The 23387-nt window shown below is 42.5% G+C and carries 27 protein-coding genes and 3 riboswitches; of the genes, 9 read left to right on the top strand and 18 right to left on the bottom strand.

The features are described from left to right. Window positions 1-44 precede the first annotated feature (44 nt). From A361_RS02305 to A361_RS02290, 4 genes are all read left to right on the top strand, one after another. On the top strand, window positions 45-866 hold the full coding sequence (locus A361_RS02305) for a manganese catalase family protein (protein ID WP_009335897.1): 822 nt from the start codon (window positions 45-47) through the stop codon (window positions 864-866). Window positions 867-1143: 277 nt separating this feature from the next. Next, complete coding sequence (locus tag A361_RS02300; protein ID WP_009335898.1) at window positions 1144-1851, top strand: polysaccharide deacetylase family protein; 708 nt, start codon at window positions 1144-1146, stop codon at window positions 1849-1851. Beyond that, window positions 1848-2435, top strand: a complete 588-nt coding sequence (locus A361_RS02295; RefSeq protein WP_009335899.1) for a DedA family protein — start codon at window positions 1848-1850, stop codon at window positions 2433-2435. Before A361_RS02300 ends, A361_RS02295 begins: the two co-directional genes overlap by 4 nt. Window positions 2436-2451: 16 nt before the next feature. Continuing rightward, window positions 2452-3597: an MGDG synthase family glycosyltransferase gene (locus tag A361_RS02290; protein WP_009335900.1), complete on the top strand. Its 1146-nt coding sequence runs from the start codon at window positions 2452-2454 to the stop codon at window positions 3595-3597. Between the two features lie 98 nt (window positions 3598-3695). Here A361_RS02290 and A361_RS02285 read toward each other — a convergent pair whose 3' ends face one another. Next, entirely contained in the window at window positions 3696-4511 is an 816-nt protein-coding gene (locus A361_RS02285; protein ID WP_019380079.1) for a DUF6843 domain-containing protein, read from the bottom strand. A 124-nt stretch (window positions 4512-4635) separates the two neighbouring features. Continuing rightward, window positions 4636-5469 carry a TIM barrel protein gene (locus A361_RS02280; RefSeq protein WP_009335902.1) on the bottom strand — a complete coding sequence of 278 codons (834 nt, stop codon included), beginning with the start codon at window positions 5467-5469 and terminating at the stop codon, window positions 4636-4638. Window positions 5470-5573: 104 nt separating this feature from the next. Here A361_RS02280 and A361_RS02275 point away from each other — a divergent pair, with 104 nt between their 5' ends. Next, window positions 5574-6281: a DUF1287 domain-containing protein gene (locus A361_RS02275; RefSeq protein ID WP_009335903.1), complete on the top strand. Its 708-nt coding sequence runs from the start codon at window positions 5574-5576 to the stop codon at window positions 6279-6281. Window positions 6282-6643: 362 nt separating this feature from the next. Here A361_RS02275 and tenA read toward each other — a convergent pair whose 3' ends face one another. From tenA to A361_RS02260, 3 genes are all read right to left on the bottom strand, one after another. After that, entirely contained in the window at window positions 6644-7333 is a 690-nt protein-coding gene (tenA, locus tag A361_RS02270; protein WP_009335904.1) for a thiaminase II, read from the bottom strand. A 59-nt stretch (window positions 7334-7392) separates the two neighbouring features. Beyond that, window positions 7393-7494: riboswitch (TPP riboswitch) on the bottom strand. A 149-nt stretch (window positions 7495-7643) separates the two neighbouring features. After that, window positions 7644-8132, bottom strand: coding sequence for an energy coupling factor transporter S component ThiW (thiW, locus tag A361_RS02265; protein ID WP_009335905.1), 489 nt, complete (start codon window positions 8130-8132; stop codon window positions 7644-7646). Between the two features lie 112 nt (window positions 8133-8244). Continuing rightward, window positions 8245-8361: riboswitch (TPP riboswitch) on the bottom strand. Between the two features lie 128 nt (window positions 8362-8489). Continuing rightward, window positions 8490-9599: an alpha-hydroxy-acid oxidizing protein gene (locus A361_RS02260; RefSeq protein WP_009335906.1), complete on the bottom strand. Its 1110-nt coding sequence runs from the start codon at window positions 9597-9599 to the stop codon at window positions 8490-8492. A gap of 186 nt (window positions 9600-9785) precedes the next feature. Here A361_RS02260 and A361_RS02255 point away from each other — a divergent pair, with 186 nt between their 5' ends. Further along, window positions 9786-10157, top strand: coding sequence for a PaaI family thioesterase (locus A361_RS02255; protein WP_019380081.1), 372 nt, complete (start codon window positions 9786-9788; stop codon window positions 10155-10157). Between the two features lie 75 nt (window positions 10158-10232). Here A361_RS02255 and A361_RS02250 read toward each other — a convergent pair whose 3' ends face one another. Further along, window positions 10233-11066 carry a TVP38/TMEM64 family protein gene (locus tag A361_RS02250; RefSeq protein WP_019380082.1) on the bottom strand — a complete coding sequence of 278 codons (834 nt, stop codon included), beginning with the start codon at window positions 11064-11066 and terminating at the stop codon, window positions 10233-10235. A 131-nt stretch (window positions 11067-11197) separates the two neighbouring features. Next, entirely contained in the window at window positions 11198-11335 is a 138-nt protein-coding gene (locus A361_RS29790; protein WP_019380083.1) for a hypothetical protein, read from the bottom strand. A gap of 130 nt (window positions 11336-11465) precedes the next feature. On the opposite strand from A361_RS29790, the gene A361_RS02245 reads away from it, so the two are divergent. Both A361_RS02245 and A361_RS02240 read left to right on the top strand, forming a co-directional pair. Then, window positions 11466-11861, top strand: coding sequence for a VOC family protein (locus A361_RS02245; protein ID WP_009335909.1), 396 nt, complete (start codon window positions 11466-11468; stop codon window positions 11859-11861). A gap of 97 nt (window positions 11862-11958) precedes the next feature. Continuing rightward, the gene (locus tag A361_RS02240; RefSeq protein ID WP_019380084.1) at window positions 11959-12507 is read left to right on the top strand and encodes a GNAT family N-acetyltransferase; all 549 of its coding nucleotides are present in this window, start codon (window positions 11959-11961) and stop codon (window positions 12505-12507) included. Between the two features lie 53 nt (window positions 12508-12560). On the opposite strand, the gene A361_RS02235 is transcribed toward A361_RS02240, so the two are convergent. The 6 genes from A361_RS02235 to A361_RS02220 all read right to left on the bottom strand — a co-directional run bounded on the left by A361_RS02235 (window position 12561) and on the right by A361_RS02220 (window position 16943). Further along, the gene (locus tag A361_RS02235; protein WP_009335911.1) at window positions 12561-13343 is read right to left on the bottom strand and encodes a TerC family protein; all 783 of its coding nucleotides are present in this window, start codon (window positions 13341-13343) and stop codon (window positions 12561-12563) included. Between the two features lie 14 nt (window positions 13344-13357). Beyond that, window positions 13358-13483, bottom strand: a complete 126-nt coding sequence (locus tag A361_RS29215; protein WP_019380085.1) for an FbpB family small basic protein — start codon at window positions 13481-13483, stop codon at window positions 13358-13360. 24 nt (window positions 13484-13507) lie between these two features. Continuing rightward, window positions 13508-13684, bottom strand: coding sequence for a hypothetical protein (locus A361_RS30170; RefSeq protein WP_162271997.1), 177 nt, complete (start codon window positions 13682-13684; stop codon window positions 13508-13510). A gap of 117 nt (window positions 13685-13801) precedes the next feature. After that, entirely contained in the window at window positions 13802-14797 is a 996-nt protein-coding gene (locus A361_RS02230) for a hypothetical protein (protein ID WP_019380087.1), read from the bottom strand. Between the two features lie 169 nt (window positions 14798-14966). Then, complete coding sequence (locus A361_RS02225) at window positions 14967-15173, bottom strand: twin-arginine translocase TatA/TatE family subunit (RefSeq protein ID WP_009335913.1); 207 nt, start codon at window positions 15171-15173, stop codon at window positions 14967-14969. Window positions 15174-15188: 15 nt separating this feature from the next. Further along, on the bottom strand, window positions 15189-16943 hold the full coding sequence (locus tag A361_RS02220) for an alkaline phosphatase D family protein (protein WP_019380088.1): 1755 nt from the start codon (window positions 16941-16943) through the stop codon (window positions 15189-15191). Between the two features lie 314 nt (window positions 16944-17257). Here A361_RS02220 and A361_RS02215 point away from each other — a divergent pair, with 314 nt between their 5' ends. Then, on the top strand, window positions 17258-17578 hold the full coding sequence (locus A361_RS02215; protein ID WP_009335915.1) for a hypothetical protein: 321 nt from the start codon (window positions 17258-17260) through the stop codon (window positions 17576-17578). 556 nt (window positions 17579-18134) lie between these two features. On the opposite strand, the gene A361_RS29665 is transcribed toward A361_RS02215, so the two are convergent. From A361_RS29665 to A361_RS02195, 5 genes are all read right to left on the bottom strand, one after another. Beyond that, window positions 18135-18260: an FbpB family small basic protein gene (locus tag A361_RS29665; RefSeq protein WP_019380090.1), complete on the bottom strand. Its 126-nt coding sequence runs from the start codon at window positions 18258-18260 to the stop codon at window positions 18135-18137. Window positions 18261-18345: 85 nt separating this feature from the next. After that, the gene (gene purU, locus A361_RS02210) at window positions 18346-19212 is read right to left on the bottom strand and encodes a formyltetrahydrofolate deformylase (protein WP_019380091.1); all 867 of its coding nucleotides are present in this window, start codon (window positions 19210-19212) and stop codon (window positions 18346-18348) included. Between the two features lie 149 nt (window positions 19213-19361). After that, window positions 19362-19462, bottom strand: a riboswitch (glycine riboswitch). A gap of 174 nt (window positions 19463-19636) precedes the next feature. Then, window positions 19637-20824 (bottom strand): MFS transporter, encoded by a 1188-nt coding sequence (locus A361_RS02205; protein ID WP_019380092.1) that lies wholly within the window; start codon window positions 20822-20824, stop codon window positions 19637-19639. Window positions 20825-20959: 135 nt separating this feature from the next. Then, the gene (locus tag A361_RS02200; protein ID WP_019380093.1) at window positions 20960-21598 is read right to left on the bottom strand and encodes a hypothetical protein; all 639 of its coding nucleotides are present in this window, start codon (window positions 21596-21598) and stop codon (window positions 20960-20962) included. 239 nt (window positions 21599-21837) lie between these two features. After that, window positions 21838-23202 carry an aspartate kinase gene (locus A361_RS02195; RefSeq protein ID WP_009335919.1) on the bottom strand — a complete coding sequence of 455 codons (1365 nt, stop codon included), beginning with the start codon at window positions 23200-23202 and terminating at the stop codon, window positions 21838-21840. Window positions 23203-23387 lie beyond the last annotated feature (185 nt).

Here is a 23387-nt window from a genome sequence, read left to right as displayed (position 1 = left end):
GATACAGTGTATATTTGGAAATCTATAGCATAGGAGGAATTTAGATGTTTTTTCATGTAAAAGAATTGCAATTTGAAGCTAAGCCGGAACGTCCGGATCCCGTTTTTGCCAAAAAGCTTCAGGAATTGATTGGCGGCCAATATGGTGAAATGACGGTTGCCATGCAGTACATGTTTCAGGGTTGGGCAACTCGTGGGAATGAAAAATATCGCGACCTTCTGCTGGATATTGGGACTGAAGAAATTGGACATGTGGAAATGCTCGCAACAATGGTTGCCAGACTAATGGACGACGCCCCTGTTAATCAGCAGCAAGAAGCAGCAAAGGACCCAGTGGTTGGAGCGATTATGGGCGGAATGAATCCGCAGCATGCCATTGTCTCCGGACTTGGTGCACGTCCGACTGACAGTGTAGGGAACCCTTGGATGGGTACCTATATTACAGCCAGCGGAAACCTATTAGCAGACTTTCGTTCAAACTTGAATGCAGAGTCACAGGGCCGGCTGCAGGCTGCACGTCTCTATGAAATGACTGATGATAAGGGCATTAAAGAGCTGCTTTCAGTTCTGATTGCCAGAGATGCCTACCACCAAAACCAATGGGCTGCTGCGATTGCGGAGCTTGAAGAAAAAGAAGGCCTGCTCGTCCCTAGCACCTTCCCTCGTGAGAAAGAACGCACAGATATCTCTTACACTCTCTACAACCTATCAGCAGGCGAAGAAAGCAGCACAGGCAGATGGGCACAGGGCCCTGCTCTGGATGGCCAGGGAGAATACAAATATGTAGGCAATCCAAAGCCTGAAGGGGACAAGCCTATGCTCAAGCCTGCACCTCCAAACCTTCATAACACATTACCGATGGATTAATAATAGAACTAACAAAACAGGCTGAAGCATCAGCTTGTTTTGTTAGTTCAATCAAACGTTTGATTGAATTGGACATCGCTTTCCTCTTTAATATCCATCCTCTCCATTGACTTCCTTCAGATTTTTTATATGATAAAACCATCCCACCCTTTTGAGATGACTGGAATAATGAATCTAAATTCTATTTTCATTACATTCACTATGAACATTAAGGTTACCCTCACTATAAAAGGGGAATGAAAATAAGTGATACACCGCCGGAAAGGATCTAGTTTGCATGATTTATTTTTTTACCGCCGCACTGATTATATTTATTAGTTACGCAGTTCTGCCCACTGTACTCATACGATCGCTGAATTGGGGAATTGTAAAAGAAATAACCGAACCCAATTCCATTGCTTTAACCTTTGATGATGGCCCGGATCCACAATATACAGCGAGGCTTCTGGATGTCTTAAAAAAGCATGAAGCAAAGGCAGCCTTTTTTGTTGTCGGGGAAAAAGCAGCCAAGCATCCGCTGCTGCTTAAAAGAATGCAGGCGGATGGTCATACAATTGGCATCCATCATTATAGGCATGTCTCAAGCTGGATCCTTTCACCGGGATCTTTAAAAAAACAGCTGGAGCAAACAAAACAAGTTATTGAAGAAACGATTAATGAAGAAGTCTATTTTTATCGTCCGCCATGGGGACACTTCAATTTATTTACCCTCTGGATGGCAAGAAAGTATAAGATTATTATGTGGTCGGGCATTTTTAAGGATTGGAAGATCCAGCATATCAGGAACACCCTTTCAAAGTCGCTGGCAAAAGAAACCGTGCCTGGCCGGATTTTTCTTCTCCACGACAGCGGTGAAACTCTTGGCGCAGACTCCAATGCACCTGAATATATGATCGGCCATCTGGACCAGTATTTGCAGCAGTCAGCACTAAAAGGGATCCATTTTGTTTCTTTAAAAGAAGGATATCAGGGGCATCGCACATGAGTACTGAAACAATTATTGAATTTATTTCGTCCTACGGGTATTGGATTATCTTTTTATTTTTATTTTTCGGGATTGTCGGCATTCCTGCTCCGGAAGAATCGCTATTATTCCTGATTGGCGTGTTAATTGGAAATCATCAACTAAGCTTTGCCGAATCCGCTGTCTGTGCAGAAGCAGGTGTGCTGCTTGGGATGCTTTCAGCGTATTGGATCGGTAAAAAAGCAGGTACGCCCTTTCTCAAAAAATATGGCAGATATATTGGGATCACGGAACAGAGATGGAATACCGCCCAGAAAAAGTACATGGAGAATCATCGATTCATGATCTTTGCTGGTTTTTATATGCCTGGAATACGTCAGATAAGCCCTTACTTTGCCGGCATTTCAAAAGTTCCTTTTCATCAGTACCTTCTATATTCTGCTGCAGGCTCCCTTAGCTGGGTGCTCCCTATAATTGCCGCGGGATACTTTGCAGGAAGCCTATTTGATATAAATCCTGAATATGTTCCATATCTCGGGGGTTTATTATTAGTTATATTCGCAATCTACATGCTCTTTAAGTATGAAAAAAATAAATCCAAGTGACAGAAAGGAGGGTATTATGAAAGTTCTGCTGCTCCCATTATTTCAATTCCCCACGGGACATTCAAAAGTTGCCAAAACAATTCAGGATAATATTCAAAGCCAATATCCTGATGCTGAAATCAAAATAGTCGACTTTCTTTCCTATTGCAGTGATAAGCTTGAGAAGCTGGTATCAGGGATATATTTAAAAGGTTTCCTGGGTGCCCCTTTCCTTTACAGGGCATTATATTACACCATTATGTATAAGCAGCACCCTTTTAAATTGCAGCCTGATTTACAGGTTTTATCCTATTATTTTGAACGAAAAATGCAGAAGTTCCTTGATGAAGAAAATCCGGATTTAATATTTTGCACTCATTCTTTTCCATCTGGAATCATCAGTTCACTAAAGCAAAAGGGACGATACCGGAACGTCACGGCGGTGAATGTTTACACGGATTTTTTTATTAATGATATATGGGGAAAACGGGGAATTGATTTTCATTTCGTACCTCATCCCGAGGCGAAGGAAAAGCTTATTAAAAAGCACAATATTCCTGATGAGCAAATTTTTGTAACAGGCATACCGGTTCATTCTGCGTATCACCTCCAGGTTCCATTAAAGAAAGATAACCGGATACGCCATATTCTGGTTGCAGGAGGAAACAGCGGCTTAGTAAACTGTGATTTTATAGACGCTATGCAGAAGGTTCCTCATATTCGATTTCTGATCCTTTGCGGAAATAATGACGAATTATATAGCTCACTCCAAGCACTCGATTCAAAGCAGATCGAGCCCATTGGATATATTGAAGACCCTTTTGAAATGAACCAGCTATATAATAAAGCCGATGCTATTTTGACCAAACCAGGCGGAGTTACAATTAGTGAAGCACTGCAAAAGAAACTTCCGATTCTGGTCCATACCTCACTCCCCGGACAAGAGGAAATCAATTTGGACTATTTGCTTGAGAAAAATCTGGTGCTTGTCATTAATGACAAGCACATTGCTGAACAGCTTAATAATGAAGAAGCTATACTTAGTCTAAGAAAACACATTGATTCTTATCTGGCAAAAGTCAATTGCCCATTGGACTATGCCATGTTCATGTCAATTAAAAGCACCGGCAGAAAAACGCCTGAAACTGTACATTCCATAAGAGCTATCCCCACTTTAAAGTGAAACTTCGCTCAGCTGGGCTCTGGAAGTAAGACTGCGATAAATAATTAACAGCCTGGAATCTCCAGGCTGTTTTCCATTTCAATCAAACGTTTGATTAATCAAACCTCTTCATAAAGAATATCCTCAATCCCAGGGCTAGTTCCTTGATCATCCATGTTCTCATCACAGCCAACCGAAAAATAGGTATACGAATATTCATAACCATCTCCCTGTACACCGCCTGATCCGCCATATGAAATACAGCTTTCTGATATCGCTTCACGCTTCCCCTTTTCATCCACATAATAGTACAAATCGTCAATATATCCTTCACTTTGCGGTAAAGAGGTAATGGCATATCCTCTATCATTCACCCGAAATACATCGTACTTCCCTTCTGTCACAGGCACAGGGGCATTCTCTATTTCATGAACAATTCTCACCTGACCAGCATACCCTTTTGGAATCAGATAAAGATCATGAGTTTTTTCTTCCAGATCTGCCTGCTGAAGCATCCAAAAGCCCCCCATCGGCAGCAGGCAGGCGATGAGAAGACCAGCTGCATTCAAGGCAATCCTCCATCCCCCTGGCATCTCGCGGTCCCATTTCCGCCACTCGTCCACTAAAAAGAAAAGCACCGAAGCAATTAATATGTAAAAAGCAAACCCTTCCATAATAAAATAAGTGACAGCAGCCAAAATGGTATGTATAAATGCCGCCGCGGGAAACCGCCATATTGCTAGATTCTTAGTAAAAACCTCAGAAAGCAGCGACACTGGAACACCGTATATCACATTTCCGAAAAAGCAGTAAAAAAAAATCATAATCAGGAAGAAAGAAAACAGTTCCCCTTCAGACAAGAAAAAGAGAAGCCAAAAACCAAATGTAAAAAGAATGGAAGCCTGCAGGGCCGTTTTTATTTTAAATCCCAGCATAAGAAATAAATGAACCTCCTCTCTCTGTTGTGATTAATTTCACATATAACTAAGCATACATACAAGGTATCATTAACCTTTTATTTTCAACGTGCACAAAATTAATGCCAGGCGGCCTGCTTCCTTAACTAACAGACCCTTCCTCAATCACCTCTATTGCCCATCCGATCCCTTCTTCTACCATTTTTTCCGGAGGGTTCGTGTGTGGAGTGTATTCCATGACAAAAAATACATCCTTGCATTCTTTAGCTAAAAAATCCATCAGCTTCTTAATTTTATGATGATTGCCATCATTCTCATGAGATGGATGCACAGGCACCCAAATATATTTATCACCCTGATATTCAACATTATGTAAATGGACCACTCTTACAAACTCGGACCATTTTTCTATATAATTTATGGCCTTCTCGCCTGCGGCCAATATATAATCCCCAATATCGACACAGAGGCTGAGTCCGTATTTCTTCCATGTCTCTACAGGAAAGCGGTCAAGATAATGAATCCCTGCTGGCGATTGCTGGAATCCCAATTTAGGTTCACACACAATCAGAATCCCATACTTACTCTGAAGAGAACTGAGTTTCTTGAGTCCCTCCTCAATGATCTCTGCTGGATTCCCATTGGTTTCCTTTTTAAAGTAAGGAAAGTGCACCAATATGTATTCAGCTCCAAGCCGGGACATTCTTTCCACTTCCGTCTCAAACTGGATCCAGGCTTCCTTCGGATTTATACGGATCTTTTCCAGCAGATCGTATTTGCTTTGTCCCCGGAAAAGAGGCGAATGTAGACCAAAGCTTTTGTTTGTTTTACCCAGCATTTCAATAAAACAGCGGAAGGATTCTTCATCTTGAAATTCGCCTATCTCAATATGCGGCAAATGACGTTTAAAAAGTTCAGGAAACAGCTTGCTGTCTGACAAAATGACGCTTCCCGATATCCCTATATGATGAGCCATGATATCCCCTCTCTTATGTATTCTTATAGCAATCTTATCATACCTCTATGTAACTTATTGGAAAATAATGCCGTCTAATCATTAAAATACATGAGGAGACTTTTATGATAAAAAAAGTGTTTGCTTCCATTATCGCAGTACTGTTATTATTCATTCTTTTTTTCCGAAGCGGAATCATTCTGGATTCCATCGGCATTCATTTTGAAAATCCTTTGGCTAAGAAAATGGAAGTGCCTGCTGCTTATTCAAAGGCCGATTCTAATCAAAACGGCATTGCCGATCCGCTTGATATGGTCCTGACAGCCAGAAAAGAAGTGGAACAGCGCACGCCATATAAAAGTGCCTACTATGCGGGAGGATATCCGCCCGATGGTGAAGGTGTCTGTACAGATGTGGTTTGGAGGGGTTTCCAGGGGGCGGATGTAACTATAAAGGATCTTATTGATCAGGATATCGCCGAGAATACGGACTTGTATTCAAGAGTGAAGGGCAATCCGGATCCAAACATTGATTTCAGGAGGGTGCCAAACCAGAATGTCTTTTTTAGCCGCTTCGCAAAGTCATTAACAACAGAACTGATTCCAGGAGATATTAAGAACCTTCAGCAATGGCAGCCGGGTGACATTGTGGTTTTCCTTTCTCCTAAATTCGACCATGTTGCCATCATATCTGACAAACGGACGAAAGATGGCATTCCATATGTCATACATAACTCCACACCATTTGCAGCAGAAGTAAAACTCTCTTCTTTTAAGACTCCTATTACCGCTCATTACAGATGGGATTTTGAAAAAACGCCTGCACTGCCATAAAGCAGATGCAGGCGTTTTTCTTATTAAATACGAAAGTATAAAATTTTGAACTTCGATAACTGTCTAGCGCAAGCAGCCTCCCCCCTTGAGGTCACAAGCTTGTCTAGCTCCGGCTCCTAGGAACCCGGGGCCATAAGGAACCGTCTTATCCCTGAGGCCCGCAGGACAAGGAAGGCTTCGTCAGCATAATCATCGCACGACCAAAAGCGGCAGATTATGGGAGGATGTGGGTCATGCAGACGTTGCCACAGGACAAGGAAAGCTACGGCAGCGATACATCGCACGACCGAAAGCGGTAGCTTTTGGGAGGACGTTGCGCTCTTAGCCTGCGTTCCTTTTTGAGCGAGGCGCTTGCGCTTTTCTTATCTTACTGCTGCAGGATTGCCTGCCGGCCACTCTTCGCAGGTGTAAGCCATCTCCCAGAAGCCAAGCTCCAGCTGGCAGCTTTTTCGGAAAGCATCCTTCATTCGCTGCCTTTCTTCCGGTGATGCCGCATCAGCAAGCTCATCCAAACGGTTTCTCATATTCATGGTCACAGCTTCGACCCTTAAATTTGCGTAAAAAGAGATCCATGGATAAAACGGATGGTTCTCATCTGGCTCATATTGCTTCATGAGTTCAAGCCCAATCTCCCAATAAGTCCATGGACAAGGCAATAATGCAGCAAGGATTTCACCCATGCCGCCTGTGTGGGCATGATACATCATATGCTTAACATAATGATCAGCTGTTGGAGGGAGCGGATAGCCCTGCAATGCTTCGTAATCCACGCCAATCTGCTGGCAAAAATTATGGTGGGGATGTACTTCGCTGTTCAATACAAATTCTATTTGCTGATTAAAATATGCAATATCCTTACGCTCTGCTGACTTTGAAATGGCAATCCCATAAATATGCATGAACGCATTCAGATACTCAAAGTCCGCTTTAATGTAATGGGCCAGTGCCTCTTTCGGCACGTCCCCTCTCCCGATCCCCTGGACAAATGGGTGCTCAAATATCAGCTGAAACAAATCTTCATTTTCCTTGCGCAGAATCTCTGAAAAAGTCATAAAAAATAGCCTCCTTATTAATTACAGAAGCTGCCGGGGAAAAAGCATGAGGATATAAAACGAGGTCCTCACTGCTTCCCTGCGCTGGCATTATCCAGATCAGGTTCCAAGGGACAAAGGAAAAGCTCCTTATCTCAGCCGTAGCGCCCCTAGCAGTTTTCTAACATTTTAATTGTTTTTTACCGACTTTCTAACTTGACGTTTTTCTCTCATAAATTTGGGATTTCGCTTATAACTCTTGAAAATCGCTCATTAAGTCAGATTTCTTTACTATGCTGCTTACTCATCTAGCTTCGCCAGCTCAAAATCATCACATATTCTGAACCAGATTCTTCTCTTTAACCTTTGCCAAAACCATCCAGCCTATGGCCGCACCGGCAATACTGCTGACCAGGAATGGCGGCACAAAGAAGAATGCCCCAGCTGCGCTTCCCATGAGAACCTTTGCAAAAGGGACTGCAAACAATGCACCGATTATGCCGGTACCTACCACTTCTCCTACAGCAGCCCATATTTTCCGGCCGAACTTCAAATAAAGCACACCTGCCAAAAACGCTCCGATCATGCCGCCTGGAAACGCAAGCAGCGTCCCGAATCCAAGCAAATTACGAAGCAGGCCAATCATAAATGCCACAGCTGCTGCAGGCAGGGGGCCAAGCGTCACCGCTGCCAATACATTCACCGCATGCTGCACCGGATAGGCCTTGGCTATGCCTGCCGGAAACCAGAGCAAATGGGATCCCAGTGTCCCAATTGCTACAAATAAAGCCATCGTAGTTAACAATCGGGTTCTGTTCATCTAAACCTCCTTTCTAAAGGGCCGCCTGATTGCTTATCAGGATGGGAAGTATGTATACAAAAAAGCCAGATTCCCATAAGGACCTGGCTTGGTTTAAGTATATGAATTGACATATAGTCAAATCCTACTTCCCTCCGCTGGCATTAACCAGATCAGGTCCATAAGAGTCAGAAAGCTATAACGCGCTTTCCTCTCAGCCCACACATTCGGGGCACCCCTAGTAGCTGCATAGATATTTAGTTTGATAAGCTATCTCAAGCTTAACAAATTATTCCGGCACTGTCATCAATCTTTTTGCTTATATACTTTTCTTGGTGCAATCAATGTATTAAGCGCTCTTCGATTTCTGCTGAGAAACTATCGAAGTAGCTTCAGACTTGCCATTTCCTTTAGACTCCCGACTCCTGCCAGAGAAAGTGACACTTTTGTTTCTTCAATAAAGTTGGCAAGTACTTTTTCAACTCCATTCTGCCCGCCAATGGCCAAACCGTACACATACGGCCTTCCCAGGCAAACTGCGTCGGCTCCTAATGCCAGTGCTTTGACCACATCGGAACCGCGGCGAATGCCGCTGTCAAACAATACTGGAATTCTTCCTTTGACTTCCTTCACAACCGGTCCAAGCGCATCAATCGCCGCAATCACTCCATCAAGCTGCCTGCCGCCATGATTGGAGACTATGATTCCGTCTATCCCTTTTTCAACGGCCAGCCTGGCATCTTCGGGATGGAGAATACCCTTTAATAGAATCGGCAGATTTGTTTTCTCTTTTAACCTAGCAATATGCTCCCAGCTCAAGGTTGGATGATGGATATTATCAAGGATTCCCTGAACTACATCACCGTCATGGAGAGTGGCCATAAAGACCGGGTCACTCTCATAGTTTGCTTTTCCATAGCCAAGCTTTAACGGTGAAAAATTGTTTCTTAGATCAGCTTCCCTCCACCCCATCATCACCGTATCTACTGTTAACACAATTGCTTCATAGCCTGATTCCTCCGCCCGGCGCACCATACTGAACGCAGTATCTTCATAATTGGACCAATATAATTGGAACCATTTTGGACTCGTGCCTGTTGCATTTGCGATTTCTTCAATGGAATAACTGGATACCGTGCTCTGGATAAAAGGAATTCCAAACGAAGCTGCCGCCCGGGCAGATGCAAGCTCTCCCTCACTGTGTTCAAGACGCTGCATTCCTATAGGTGCAAGGAATACTGGATAGGGATACGTTTTTCCAAATAAATTCACACTTATATCCGGCACTGATACATCTCTAAGCATCCTCGGTACAATTGAGTATTTTGCAAAGGATTCGATATTCTTTTTCAGCGTTTCTTCTCCCCCGGCTCCTGATTGAACATAGCCAAATCCGCCAGCTCCCATCACTTTCTCTGCTTCTTCTTCCAGTTCCTTAAATGAAATAGGAAAGTTTTCTGCGAAACTAATATTCTCTACTTTTGCCATATTCCAGCCCTGCCTTTTTTGAATTTATTGAAAATAATAACACTTTTTCAGATTTTATGAAACCATCTAATAAAATCATAAATTCGCAGTTACAGCCTTTCCTATACAAATTAGCCGCAATAAGCAGGGATTTCACAAAAAATCATGAATAAACATTTTAACCTTAATGAAATTGGAGTGTACAAAATGTTAATCAAACAGCCTTTTGATGAATTTCTGAAATTCCATTACGAAAGAGTCAGTGAAAGCAATATGAAAGTGACTTTGCCAATTCAGCCGCTCTTTATTAACAGCGCGGGGCTGGTTCATGGAGGCATCATTTCCACTCTTGCGGATGTAGCGATGGGGAATATTTTCGAGCCGGATGAAAACCAGATGCAATCCGTGGTGACAGCTGATTTAAAGGTCACTTTCCTAATGGGGGCGACAGGTGAATTTCTTATCGCCAATGCTCACCTTGTGAAGAGGGGGCGCACCCTCAACCACACAGACTGCCTGATTTATAACGACCAGGATCAGCTGGTCGCCAAAGCATCGGGAATCTTCGCATCTATCTAAAGTGATTAATCCTATCGTTGCCTGAATAGTTTCGCTGACAGCGATAGGAGGAACCATTAAAGGTTAAAGACAGTCCTAATAGTTTCTATCCTTCTTCTTTTTATACAAGTGGGATACACTGTAAAATACCCCTATCACAACCGAAACGACTAATAAAAGCTGTGAGCCAGATAAAGATAAGGCATTGGCCAATGAAAGCGAGTAAGCCAGCAGCAAGGAAGTTAACATTTTGGAAATAGACGCAATTCCCAGGAACTTTTTAAATGAAACACCACCCATTCCTGCTCCAACACAAATGATCTCATCCGGCAATATCGGAATAACAAACATCAGCATTAGTATGGTGTTTTCATTTTTCTCCATGTATTTTTGGTATTTGATCAGATGCCGCTCTTTTATAAACCGGGATACAAGCTTTAATCCTCCTATCCTTGCAGTCAAGAACATAACAATAATCCCCGAAAGTGTACCTGTGAATCCAAGAAAGGCAGCGGCTGCGGGACCGAATACGGCACTTCCGGCAGGCAGTGTTACGGCTTCAGGAAGCGGCAACAGAATAGGCTGTAAAAAGCAAACCAGGAAAAAGATGAGCTTGCCTGCAGCTTCATATTCCCTCAGCATTCTCTCGAGCCCATAGGCATCAGTCAAAACAAGTATTTTTGTTAAATAAAAGGTCATAAAAACTATTAACAGCAGACAGAACATATAAATAAGTGCCAGTCTGCTGTATTTCAATCGGGATAACTTGCCTGCAGCAAAAAAGTAAAAATCCATCACTAATATGGCAGCCATGCCTGCAATAATACCCCATTTATAAGCCGGCAAAAGTGTCGGCATATAATTAAACAATATATACAATGCTAATAAAATGATAAGTCCATGAAAACTAACTTCAATTTTTCCATTCATACATTTTCCCCTTCTTGCTTTTCTTAACTATAGTTTAGAAGAGAATACAAAGAGGATTAAGCTCCCTTAGCATTAAAATAAGCTAAGGCCAGAGACTTAAATATTAAAAAAGCAGGACTTATCCTGCTTTTTTAATACTCTATCTCATCATAATCCTTAGGCTGCGGAACCGGCTGATCCCCTTTATACTTTCCAAACTCATTGACAAGTTCCCTCTCTTCTTTTGGGCCTTGTGTCTGTTTCTTATTTTGCTCATCTTTTCCAGACAACTCATTTGCTCCTTCCTTATGGTTCTTTAAATTAATATGTACTCATTACTTGCATTTCACGCATATTTAGCAGGATTTTTCCTGCACTCTGTAAAATAGGTAAAAAACTCGATATAAAAGGAGGGTCCAAATGTTTATTTCACATATTGCTACTGTTGAGATACCAGTTTCAAACTTGGAGCGGTCAGTAGCATTTTATGTAGAGGTTCTGGGTGTTAAAGTTGAATTCAAAGGTGAGAAAAATGCTATGCTAAGCTTTCAAGCAAAGGGTGTTCCAACAATCTTCCTTGTAGAAACCGAAGACAGAAAGTCATTATCTTTTTCCAATTCCCATAATGGTGTCGAACACAGCATCATTGATTTCTATACACAATCCTTAGAAGAGTTCCATCATTGGCTGCAGGTGAAAAACATTGAAGTTGGTCCGCTTAATATTAATGAGGAACATGGCTTTGGAGGATTTGGCTTTAAGGATCCGGATGGCAATCTGCTTAGCGCATGCAACGTGCTGCATAAAGGCCAATAAAGAAAAAGCCTCAAGCCGCAATTTACAAACTAGGCTGATAAAAGGGAAAAAGGTTGAAAAACTGCGAATTCAGATGATTAATAAGAAGGAGATTCCCATGATAAGATTAGAACCTTTTACAGAAAAAGATATCGATTTGCTCATCAGCTGGATCAGTACACCGGAATTAATGGTTCAGTGGAGCGGTGCCCATTTCAAATTCCCCCTTAATCATGAGCAGCTTGCTAAGTATATAAGCTCTGCAAATCTGGAAACCAGCTCGGAATATATCTGCAAAGTTTTGGCAAACGATGAAATCGTCGGTCATATTTCCCTTGGCAGAGTTGACCGTGTCAACGAAACTGCGAGGATTGGCAAGGTTTTCATCAGCCCCACAGCACGGGGGAAAGGGTATGCTTCAGAAATGATTCATCAAATCCTGAACTTAGCCTTTCAAGAGCTGAGATTAAATAGAATCAGCCTTGGGGTTTTTGATTTTAATTTGCCTGCTATTAAGATTTACGAGCAGGCAGGGTTCCAAAAAGAGGGACTTCTTAGGCAGACCAATAAAGTTAGAAATAAATATTGGAACTTGATAGAAATGAGCATCCTGAAAGCTGAATGGCAGGCCAGACCCGGGCTCATGGGTATTCAATCAAACATTTGATTGAATGATCCTCCACATAAAAAACAGGGCGGGTATACTCCGCCCTGTTTGATTTAGCTTGCTTTTTCTTCAGCCGGCACTTCCTGTTTTTCCTTGGAAAGAAACCATCCAGCTAATGCTATTCCAATTAAGACTACATAGAAAGTAGTTTTCCATTCGGTCGATTTGGCAAATCCTTCAGGCAGGATCGCCAGCGCCGGATGGGACATTGTATAGACAGCCAGTTTGACACCAACCCAGCCGACAATACCAAATGCTGCAACCTCAAGTCCAGGTCTCCTGTGAAGCAGATCCACAAAGAGGTTTGCAGCAAAACGCATAATGATCAATCCGATCATACCCCCGGCAAAGATGACAAAGAACTTTCCGCCGTCAAGTCCGCCTATATGGCCAAGTCCTGAATCCGGAAGGGCCACGGCCAGAGCGACCGCTGCCAGAATGGAATCTACAGCGAATGCAATATCAGCCAGCTCAACCTTAAATACTGTCAGCCAAAAACCAGATTGTTTCTTTTCTTTCGTTACTCCTGCTTCTTCCTCGCCTTTTTTTACAAGGAATTTTCTTAATATATGATTAGCCGCGATAAACAGAAGGTATAGCGCTCCAATGGCTTGAACCTGCCATACATCTACTAGATATGAAATCGCAAATAACGATCCAAAGCGGAAAACAAACGCTCCAGCTAACCCGTAAAATAAAGCCTTCTTCCTCTGCTCCTCCGGAAGATGCTTAACCATAATCGCCAGCACCAGCGCGTTATCAGCAGCCAATAAACCCTCCAGCGCCACAAGCAGCAGCAATACCCATCCATACTCAAGTATTAGTGATAATTCCATCTAAACACCCTCCCTTATTTCACCTTTGTATATTTTTCGTCTACACGTTTTTCAATTTTAGCCAGCAATTCTTGATCTCTCAGCAGCTCTTCTTTGTTTTTCTTAATTAATTCTGCAAATGATACTCTAGCTTTTTTCATCTTGGTCTCCTTTCCTTCTATTTTTTAAGTATTGAAAGCTTCGCACTGTTTCCCTGCAGTTATGTCGATTGAGGATTTCCATTGCCAAGCTATATCAGGCAATAAAAAAACCTCTACCAGCAAGCGGTAAAGGTTTAAAAAAACAAAAAGACCTTTACCCGAAACAGGCAAAGGTCTTGCTAACAACGTTAAGGTTGCCAACAAAGCCGGGAGCTCTAAACTCCGAAATGACGACTCTGCTGTAAAAGCTACTCCCCTTTAGGAGAAACTATTCAACTATACGTTAATCATATTCTATTTTTCTTAAGGTGTCAACCCTTATGCAAATCGGTAATAAATCAGAATGAATGTCGCAAGGACGAAAATAAAGTTCAGGAAAACAAACACAAATTGATCTGCCCTGGTTTTATGAAGCTTAATAGGCGGGTTATAAAAAGACACCCCTTCAATGATGAAGATAATCAGGACAATATGGATCATAAAATGGCCGATTACTTCTGTCATTCCAAACAGCATCGTGGTTGTAATAAAAATAACCGTAACCACAAAGCCAACTCCCCGGTTAAGGATCCCTACCACTAGAAGGTAACCGACAACAAACTCAATGAATGCAGCCATAACAACGAATGCAGCCGGGGCAAAGCCGAATGTGGGAACTCCGTGATTGGCTACAATATCAAGAGACATGCTTGGATATACCCATTTTTCAACAGCCACCCAGCATAAAGATAAACCTGTGCCTAAATAAAGGAATGGAAATCCAACCTGCTCAAGCTTTGTGCTGCCGACCAGCAAGACTCCAATAATGGCAACATAATATCCATAATCAAGCATATGGAAAATGCCATTCAGAAGGGTAACGTACACAAATAGCCCCAATAAAATAACGGCTCCGGCCTTTGTAGAGATGTGATGCGGAATAAGCAGAAAGCCAATTGCTGCCCAAGTTAGAATCATTGCAATCGTATTGGTTAAATAAAATTCAGGCGCAAATAATGTTCCATTCGTCACCTGTATTATTAATGCCGCGGCTGTACCATACTTAAGGATATACCTGCTATATTTGCGGAATCCTGAGAGCCAGTCATCCAGCTTTTTAACTTTGTCCCATTGCGCTGTCCTTGGGATAATCAATGTCAGCATCGCAAGGAAAATCGCAGCTGTCAGTGCCAGTCCCAAAAATAAAGGTGATAATATATTTTCAATCGTTTCCTTTTGAGGTGTCACATTTGTGAACCATTTCACATGTGCGCTCGCAAAAAAAGGCGTCATGACCAATCCTGCTATTAATAAAAACTGGAATATTTTTTTCATGATGATCGTGCCTCCCTGATGGCATTTTAGGTAAACAATATAAGTACAGTATTAATATATAATACTTTTCATTCCAGTGGATGAATCAAAAATGAACAATATGTGAAATATTTCACATATTGTTCGCAATAAAAATACAGGCTAATTCGCTTGCCTGTATTTTTATTTCCTACTTTTCTTTTTTCAAGGCTGAAAGTACCGGCTTTTGCTCTTCCTTCTTTTCCTCATCTGATACCAAATCCTTTGCCGCACTTTTAAACTCCGTTAAGGTCCGCCCAAATGCCCGCCCGATTTCAGGAAGCTTGGATGGCCCAAATATGATCAACGCAATGACAAGAACGAGAATTAAGCCTGGAATGCCAATGTTGGAAATCATCTTCTCACCGTCCCGTTAATGTAATACCTTTTCTCGCTTTTTCTTAATCTGCTTTTCATGTGCCCTTGAATGAGCGTGATGGCGATCTTCTTCCACCTCAGAAGAGATTCCAGCCCCCTGAGGTACAGCAGATGCCGATACCTGCTTCAAGCCAGCCTGATCTTTTTCAAAAATAAATGATGCTCTTGTTGAAATATCCGCTCCAGGCTCTGTTACGAAAGGAAGAACCCGATAATCTGCACGCCATTGCTCTGGTGTTACCCGGCAGCGGACATAGCCTCTATAATTATTAAAGAACTTAATATGCGGATTTTCTGCAAGCGTCTTTTCCGTATCCGCTCTCACATCTGATCCGTTTCCTCCTGATGTGATAGAGGTTCCGACAAATTCAGCCCCAATCAGCTTTGCATTTGGATCATTATAGTCTGTTAGAATATTCGAAGCCCAGCTTGCATGGACATCCCCAGTCAGAACGATTAGGTTTCCGATATTGTTTGAAACAGCAAAATCTGTCAGACGCTGCCGGGCAGCAGGGTAACCATCCCATGCATCCATGCTGAACTTCGGCGAAGCAATTGATCCAAAATTTCTCTGGGCAAAGAACACCTGCTGTGCAAGTACATTCCAATGCGCATTGGAGCTGGCTAGATTGCTTTCAACCCATTGTTCCTGTTCATTGCCAAGGAGAGTGCGGGTTGGATCAAGCGACTCCGGAGTATGCGGCTTGCTGCCATCACCATTTGCCTGGTCATCCCGATATTGCCGGGAGTCAAGCACAAGGAATGACGCTAGGCTGCCATAGCTGAATTCCCTATACAGCTGCATACCATCACCATTTGGCATGGAAGATAACCGGAGCGGCATGTGCTCATAGTAAGCCTGATAAGCAGCTGCACGGCGTTTAATAAATGCTTCTGCCGACTGGCCTTTTTCCGGAATCCCAGCTGCATAGTTATTTTCCACTTCGTGGTCATCCCAAGTGACTACCCAAGGGAAAGCAGCATGCGCTTCTCTCAGATGCGGATCCGTTTTGTACTGGGCATGGCGATTCCGGTAATCTTCGAGAGAGATAATTTCCTGTCCGCTATGATGACGGACATTTCCTGTTGGTGAAATATATTCATTTGGTCCATATTCATATATGTAGTCACCAAGGTGAATGACAAGATCCAGATTTTCCTTTGCCATATGCTGATAGGCTGTAAAAAATCCATGTTCATACTGCTGGCATGAAGCAAATGCAAATGATAGCCCTGATACTTTGGCACCCGCAGCCGGAAGCGTCTTTGTTTTCCCAATTGGGCTTAATTCATTGCCGCTTTTAAAACGATAATAATAGACAGTGTCCGGCATTAAGCCTTCTGCCTCCACATGCACAGAATGCGCCAAATCCGGCACTGCAATTTCTGTCCCGCGTTTAACAACTTTTCGGAAATGTTCATCTGCAGCAAGTTCCCATTTGACTGGGACAGCATGATGAGGCATCCCGCCTCCATTAAGCGGATCTGGTGCAAGCCTTGTCCATAAAACCACACTGTCCGAAAGAGGATCTCCTGATGCCACACCGAGGGTAAAAGGATATTTGCTGAACTTAGGAGCTGCATCAACCGTTAGATTACCCACCCCTAATGATTGCGCCATAGCCAGCGCAAGCGAAAAACCGGCAATTTTCCCTGCACCAGATAGAAAGCTCCGGCGGTCAATGTCCCTCTTTAAGTTCTCTTCATTAAACTTCCTGATTAAATCATCAATCGATCTCTCATGTCCCATTTTTCTTCACCTCTTAAATCAATCTGGATTCACAGTTGATTATAAGAGGCTATTTTTAAAGCAATATGAAGATGTGTAAAGGAGAATGACAATACCTCTGCCTATTTTATCAGGACTTTGTAAGCATTAGGTTATTCATTCAACCTATAATCCAGACTTGCAGCCAAAATCCCTTTGTGCCCCTGTAACATTTGTCCCAGCTATTTTTACAATATATACATAGAATATTAACGAATCCTGTCAAAATCTTTTAGTTTACTAATCTATAAATAGTGTTTATGATGATAGTTATAATCTTGAAAAGGGGTGAGGGAATGAAAAAAATGAAGTTACTGCCACTTTTAATGCTGTCTGTATTTTTATCCTTCCTCATCACCCAATACCCTGGTGTCCATTTTAATGATATTCCAATGGACCAAAGCAAAGCGGTAACGGTTTCGGACTTTACCGAGAGCTTTCTATTAAAAGATGATCCTAAAAAACATATCTTCACACAGGATATGCTTTCTATAGCCATCATAAACCTAACCATTATCCTTTTTGTATACAGTGCCCTTCACATCATCGCCCGCAGAAAAAAGATATTTTATACCCCCATCTTCTACGAGGCGAATTATGTAATCCACACTCCTTAATTGTCCAACAAAACAATTAAAGGAGGAAACGAATAATGTGGATTCGATTCTTAATGATTGGCTTATTTTCATTAACAGCTTCCAGCCTGTTCTTTTATCAGGGAATGGAAATGTATCATGCTTTCACAGATTTCTTTAGACAAAAATAAGAAGCTGGCGCCCAGGGACTCCCTGGGCGTTTTTAATGCTTTTATCAAGGGGAAACTACCTATCTGCATTAGTTTCCTTCGTCCCCTTTTCATCTTCTTCTGGGGCACTACCCATTCTTATTATCTCCCTTCACTCCCGCTTGCCTCTCCTCAAAGGCAATGTTCATCCTTATCAGTTCTCCTCACTCCCGCTTATCTCTCCCCAAAGGCCCTATTCATCCTTATTAGTTCCCTTCACTCCTCTTGCCTCTCCTCAAAGACGCTATTCTCCCTCATTAGCTCCCTTCGTTCATTTCCTGCTCTTCCGCAGACACTAATCTCAATAAGTCTCGCGCCATTTTCACTTCTTAACCCAGCTCCATAAAAAAACACCCGGCCTGTTTTACTCCCAGACCAGGTGTACTCTCTTACTGTGCTTTTGCATATTTATCGTCTATTTTCTTTTCAATTTTTTCAAGCTCCCGGCTATCTTTTAAAAGCTCTTCTTTATTTGCCTTAATCATTTCAAGCATTGATAATTTTTTCTTTTTCATTTCTGCTCACCTTCTCTCATGATGTCTGTAATCTCCTGGATGCTGGATCTATTTTTTTTGACAGAGTATGGTGTCTGTCTATCACCTAAAAAACAATCGTCTTATTTCCATGCACAATGACTTTGTCTTCCACATGCCAGGCGACTGCCTGAGCGAGGACCTGTCTTTCCACATGCCGTCCTGCAATTTTGAGATCCTGTGCAGTGTGGCGGTGATTAACCCGCTGGACATCCTGTTCAATGATTGGGCCTTCATCCAAATCATTCGTTACATAATGAGCTGTTGCCCCAATCAGCTTTACTCCGCGGTTAAACGCCCGTGCATAAGGATTGGCTCCCACGAAGGCTGGCAGAAAGCTATGATGGATATTGATAATCCTGTTTGGATATTTAGAAATAAAGCTAGGCGAAAGGATCTGCATATATCTCGCGAGCACAATGAAATCCACTTTTCCTTCCAGAAGCTCCACCGACTTTTGCTCAGCTTCAGCTTTAGTGTCAGGTGTAATCGGAATATGATGATAAGGTATTCCGAAACCCTCCACCACTTCCCTCATGTCGGGATGATTGCTGATCACCAAGGGAATATCCACTTCAAGCTCCTTCGATTTCCAGCGCCATAGGAGCTCCAGCAGACAGTGATCCATCTTAGAAACAAAAATAGCCATCCGCTTGCGCTCGCCTTTGCCGCTCAGCTTCCACTCCATTGAGTATTCCCTGGCCATTTCAGGCAGATCCTCTTTCAGTTTTGAAAAGGACTCATCAAAATGATTCATATCGAATTCAATCCGCATAAAGAATATGCCTGCCAGCGGATCGGTTGTATGCTGGTCAAAATGGACAATATTAGCCTTATGCTCCAGCAGGAAATTGGAGACTGTGGAGATTATGCCCGGCCGCTCAGGACAAGATATCAGCAATGTCGCCCTGTTTGCATTGATATTTTTATTCATATAGATTCCTCCATCTGCATTTCCCGAAGCTGCCATCCATATAAAAAGGACAGAAAAAAAGGCGGCTTCTTCATCCCCCTTCTCTGTCCTTTTACCTGAGAGTTTAACCCCTTTGGTGTCGCAGGATTCCTGCGCGCTCTCCAGAGATGCGTCCGACTGCGGTTCTGTCTACCTGAGAGATTGGCTTCAAGGGTATTTTTGAAGCTTGCTCCTTCGGTGGCTACTAAATGCTCTCTCCCGCAGCCGTCATTCGCTCAATATTTTTGTTATTTTCAGAATAATACATTATTTAGGCTGTGTCAATCGAACTGCGCTTCTTTCACAAAATTGCCACAATTATAACCTGACTATTTTTCTTTCTATATCATTTGAGAATAAAGGGCAAATAAAAAAAAGCCTGAAGACAATGTCTCCAAGCCGTTTTCTATACAGCCGCTTTCGGTTTTGGTTCCTTTTTTTGCCAGGCAATCGTGATACACAATGTAACGATCAATAGGGCCAGACCGAGAACAAACGGATAGGTTATCTGCACATCGTAAAGTACGCCGGCAATCGTTGGTCCAAGTACATTTCCAATGCTCATATAAGCATTATTCATCCCCATCGCAAATCCCTGCTCATTGCCAGCCATTTTTGAGATAAGCGTGGTTAAAACCGGACGCAGGATGGAAGTGGCCAGGAAAATGATCAGTGAAATGAAAAAGAATAGTGCATAGCTTCCTGCAAACAGCGACACAAGGAAACCTGACGCCGCAACAGCCAAGAAGATATTCAATACCCTTCCTTCTCCGAATTTATTAACCACCCGATCGACTACAAATAACTGAACAATAACACTAATAACCCCCGTTGAAGTCACCATAATGGCGATTTCCTGCGGAGTAGCAGCAAACTCATTATCAAGATAAAGCCCCAGCACTGATTCATATGCCATTAGTCCAAAGCTCATCACCAATGTGATAACAAGCGGAATAAAATATGGCTTCTTAACAGACATTGCCAGCTTCTTGACCATTGGTTCCTCTTCAGGCATCTCTCCCGGCACCGTCTGCAATGTGCTGCTCTCTTCGAGGAGCATAATTGAAAAAATAACTGCAACTAGAGATACAAGCGCTGAAATCAGAAATGGCATTTTCAATCCGAAGTCAGCCAAAAATCCGCCAATTCCAGGTCCGACCACGATTCCAAGTGACATCGCAGCTGAGACAAGGCCATTCCCTTTTGCACGCTGCTCCATGGTTGTAATATCTGCAATGTAGGCAAAAATAGCTGGAATCAGCAATGCTGCTCCAACGCCTCCAATGACACGAGAAAAATATAGCAGCCATATGGAATCCACTGCATAAAAGACAAGCATGGATAAAGTCAAACCAGCTAACCCGTAAATAATCATCTTTCTGCGGCCGTATTGGTCAGCCCATTTCCCTGCAATGGGTGAAAAAATCAGCTGGGCACCCGCAAAAATGGCAATCATCAAGCCTGCTGCCGTTCCACCCTGATTAATGGATTCCAAATAAGCGGGCAAAATCGGAATAATAATCCCAAAGCTTCCGATCGCAATAAACATATTGATCATTAGTATGACCATCTTTTTCTTTTGATCCCCAGACATAGCGGATACCCCTCCTTCTATATGTGAAAAATTTACATTAAATTATTTAGCACGCTAAATAGCTTATAATGAGACAGGCTGCTTTGTCAAAGGAAAAATAATAGAAGCTCCAGCATGTGCTGAAGCCTCTTGTATTCACCCTTTGAATTTGTCCGGGAATTGCTTCACAACTGCATCTGAAATGGCATCTGCCATCATGATAATATGCGACAATCCATCATCAATTGAAACAATTCTTGCATCCCAATCCTTAACCAGGCTCGCTGTTAAATCATCCGTCACCAATTCGAGGAGCGTGTACAGCAATTTTTTTACATCTTCATTTTGCAAATTAGGATTGGCTCCGCTTAGAAAAGCAGCAATCTCATCTGCATTGCGATGCCATATTTTGTTCAGCTGATTCACTTTTGCACCTTGCCCGCTCTTGGCAGCTTCAACAATATCTCCGGCAATAACAATATGCTCCTTAAGCAGCTCTGTGAGCTTATTACCTGCAGCATCTCCATAATAAGGCTTTATCGAATTGCCGATGTCCTCCTGGTTTTTCAAAAGCCTTGCCAGAACCTGCTTCTGATCCTCCGCTCCGGCAGTTGTGGCACTTGTAATATAATTGCTTGTCCATAATACATGGTCGACCCATAACCTGCGGAATTCATTTCCAAATTTAACCTCTGATTGGGTGATACACGGTTTCTGTGCAGCCGCATTGCCTGGAGCTGTTAGCATATTCAGCGGCAGCAGCAGCATTATTCCCAATATCAATACTTTCTTCATATCCTTTTCTCCTTCCAGATTGAAAAAGTTTCCTTCTTATTTTGATTACCTTAAGATTTTTCATTCCAAAAAATAAAGCTCGAGGCTAATGCCCCAAGCTTTTTCAATCAAACGTTTGATTTATTTGCATATAAGGCCTATTTACTATCGGATAAAACATTTTACTTTCGTATAAACAGATTTACCTTCGGATATACCCATTTTACTTTCGTATGAACAGATTTACCTTCGGATAATGATCACACAGCTGCCACCGCAGCAAAAAACTCATTATATAGAGCCTGTACCGCGCGTTTTTCATCCACTGCCTGTACGCCAAACATCATGCTCACTTCAGATGAGCCCTGATTGATCATTTCCATATTTACTTTCGCTTTAGCGAGGGCCTTGGAGGCGCGGGCCATTGTTCCGATGTTTTGGCGCATCCCCTCACCAACTACCATGATAAGCGACAGGCTATGCTGGATTTTCACCTCATCCGCGTGAAGCTCATATTGAATGCGGCTCAGAATTTCCTCCTCCACACCATCAGTAAATTGGTTTTCCCGAAGAATAATGGAGATGTCATCAATTCCTGACGGGGTATGCTCATAGCTGAGGCCATACTCTTCCAAAATGGTCAGCAGCTTCCTTCCGAAGCCGACTTCCCTGTTCATTAAGTATTTGCCGACGTATATGCTGCAGAATCCCTGATCACTGGCAATCCCGATCACAGGTCCGTTTGTGTTATCGCGCTCGTTCACAATCCTGGTGCCAGGAGCAGATGGATTATTCGTATTTTTAATCTGCACAGGAATTCCAGCCCTGAATGCCGGCACAAGTGCTTCATCATGCAGGACGGTAAAACCTGCATAGGAAAGCTCCCGCATTTCGCGGTATGTCAGTTCTTTGATTTCTTTAGGACTTTCCACAATAAATGGATTTACCGAATAAACAGCATCCACATCTGTAAAGTTTTCATACAAGTCCGCTTTGACTGCTCCAGCTAAAATGGAACCTGTCACATCCGATCCGCTCCTTGAAAATGTGAACACCTGCCCATCCCTGCTGTATCCAAAGAAACCTGGAAAAATGATAATCCCGTCCTTTTCCTTTAAGGAATATAGATTCTCATATGCCTCAGGAAGAACCTGTGCATTTCCGGGCTCCGGGCTTACAAGCAATCCCGCTTCCTTCGGGTTCACATACCTTGCTTCCACTCCCTGCTGCTGAAAATAAGCTGCAACAAGCTTAGCGTTATTATCCTCGCCGCTCGCTTTGATCAGATCCATAAAAACTTCAGGATCATCTGTATCGCTTGAAAGCCTTGTAAAAAGATCCTCCCTGATCATATCTTTAATGTCCAGACCCAGCTCCAATTCATCAGCTATTTGGCCATACCGATCCAATACAGCTTCAGCCAAGTCATCTGCTGATTCCCCCTGAATCCGTTTCTCCGCACATGCGATTAATAAATCAGTAACCTTATTATCTGCTGAAAATCGCTTTCCAGGAGCCGAGACGACGATTATCTTCCGCTCTGGATCAGCATTTACAATATTGAAAACTTTTTCGATTTGCTTTCCGGATGCTAAAGAAGATCCTCCGAACTTTACGACTTTCATCCTGACATCTCCTAATCTCTGAAAATTTAATCTTTATTTTACTCTTATCCGAAAAGAAATCAAGAGAAATTCTATCCTAAAAATACATATGTTCACCATAAAAATACACAAAGTTATATGGATATATTTTAATATGGCTAGTTTGTGTGATTATATCGCTTTATAATATTATTTCAGAAAAACAA

The organism is Cytobacillus oceanisediminis 2691 (genome assembly GCF_000294775.2).
Taxonomy (GTDB): domain Bacteria; phylum Bacillota; class Bacilli; order Bacillales; family Cytobacillaceae; genus Cytobacillus; species Cytobacillus pseudoceanisediminis.
The sequence above is the reverse complement of the archived record's forward strand: the minus strand, read 5'-3'. Positions and strand labels throughout refer to the sequence as shown.

What these genes read in the sequence shown, in the direction of transcription:
- A361_RS02305 (WP_009335897.1), top strand. Translation starts at nt 45, where the DNA reads ATGTTTTTTCATGTAAAAGAATTGCAATTTGAAGCTAAGCCGGAACGT.
- A361_RS02300 (WP_009335898.1), top strand. Translation starts at nt 1,144, where the DNA reads ATGATTTATTTTTTTACCGCCGCACTGATTATATTTATTAGTTACGCA.
- A361_RS02295 (WP_009335899.1), top strand. Translation starts at nt 1,848, where the DNA reads ATGAGTACTGAAACAATTATTGAATTTATTTCGTCCTACGGGTATTGG.
- A361_RS02290 (WP_009335900.1), top strand. Translation starts at nt 2,452, where the DNA reads ATGAAAGTTCTGCTGCTCCCATTATTTCAATTCCCCACGGGACATTCA.
- A361_RS02285 (WP_019380079.1), bottom strand. Translation starts at nt 4,511, where the DNA reads ATGCTGGGATTTAAAATAAAAACGGCCCTGCAGGCTTCCATTCTTTTT.
- A361_RS02280 (WP_009335902.1), bottom strand. Translation starts at nt 5,469, where the DNA reads ATGGCTCATCATATAGGGATATCGGGAAGCGTCATTTTGTCAGACAGC.
- A361_RS02275 (WP_009335903.1), top strand. Translation starts at nt 5,574, where the DNA reads ATGATAAAAAAAGTGTTTGCTTCCATTATCGCAGTACTGTTATTATTC.
- tenA (WP_009335904.1), bottom strand. Translation starts at nt 7,333, where the DNA reads ATGACTTTTTCAGAGATTCTGCGCAAGGAAAATGAAGATTTGTTTCAG.
- thiW (WP_009335905.1), bottom strand. Translation starts at nt 8,132, where the DNA reads ATGAACAGAACCCGATTGTTAACTACGATGGCTTTATTTGTAGCAATT.
- A361_RS02260 (WP_009335906.1), bottom strand. Translation starts at nt 9,599, where the DNA reads ATGGCAAAAGTAGAGAATATTAGTTTCGCAGAAAACTTTCCTATTTCA.
- A361_RS02255 (WP_019380081.1), top strand. Translation starts at nt 9,786, where the DNA reads ATGTTAATCAAACAGCCTTTTGATGAATTTCTGAAATTCCATTACGAA.
- A361_RS02250 (WP_019380082.1), bottom strand. Translation starts at nt 11,066, where the DNA reads ATGAATGGAAAAATTGAAGTTAGTTTTCATGGACTTATCATTTTATTA.
- A361_RS02245 (WP_009335909.1), top strand. Translation starts at nt 11,466, where the DNA reads ATGTTTATTTCACATATTGCTACTGTTGAGATACCAGTTTCAAACTTG.
- A361_RS02240 (WP_019380084.1), top strand. Translation starts at nt 11,959, where the DNA reads ATGATAAGATTAGAACCTTTTACAGAAAAAGATATCGATTTGCTCATC.
- A361_RS02235 (WP_009335911.1), bottom strand. Translation starts at nt 13,343, where the DNA reads ATGGAATTATCACTAATACTTGAGTATGGATGGGTATTGCTGCTGCTT.
- A361_RS29215 (WP_019380085.1), bottom strand. Translation starts at nt 13,483, where the DNA reads ATGAAAAAAGCTAGAGTATCATTTGCAGAATTAATTAAGAAAAACAAA.
- A361_RS02230 (WP_019380087.1), bottom strand. Translation starts at nt 14,797, where the DNA reads ATGAAAAAAATATTCCAGTTTTTATTAATAGCAGGATTGGTCATGACG.
- A361_RS02225 (WP_009335913.1), bottom strand. Translation starts at nt 15,173, where the DNA reads ATGATTTCCAACATTGGCATTCCAGGCTTAATTCTCGTTCTTGTCATT.
- A361_RS02220 (WP_019380088.1), bottom strand. Translation starts at nt 16,943, where the DNA reads ATGGGACATGAGAGATCGATTGATGATTTAATCAGGAAGTTTAATGAA.
- A361_RS02215 (WP_009335915.1), top strand. Translation starts at nt 17,258, where the DNA reads ATGAAAAAAATGAAGTTACTGCCACTTTTAATGCTGTCTGTATTTTTA.
- A361_RS29665 (WP_019380090.1), bottom strand. Translation starts at nt 18,260, where the DNA reads ATGAAAAAGAAAAAATTATCAATGCTTGAAATGATTAAGGCAAATAAA.
- purU (WP_019380091.1), bottom strand. Translation starts at nt 19,212, where the DNA reads ATGAATAAAAATATCAATGCAAACAGGGCGACATTGCTGATATCTTGT.
- A361_RS02205 (WP_019380092.1), bottom strand. Translation starts at nt 20,824, where the DNA reads ATGTCTGGGGATCAAAAGAAAAAGATGGTCATACTAATGATCAATATG.
- A361_RS02200 (WP_019380093.1), bottom strand. Translation starts at nt 21,598, where the DNA reads ATGAAGAAAGTATTGATATTGGGAATAATGCTGCTGCTGCCGCTGAAT.
- A361_RS02195 (WP_009335919.1), bottom strand. Translation starts at nt 23,202, where the DNA reads ATGAAAGTCGTAAAGTTCGGAGGATCTTCTTTAGCATCCGGAAAGCAA.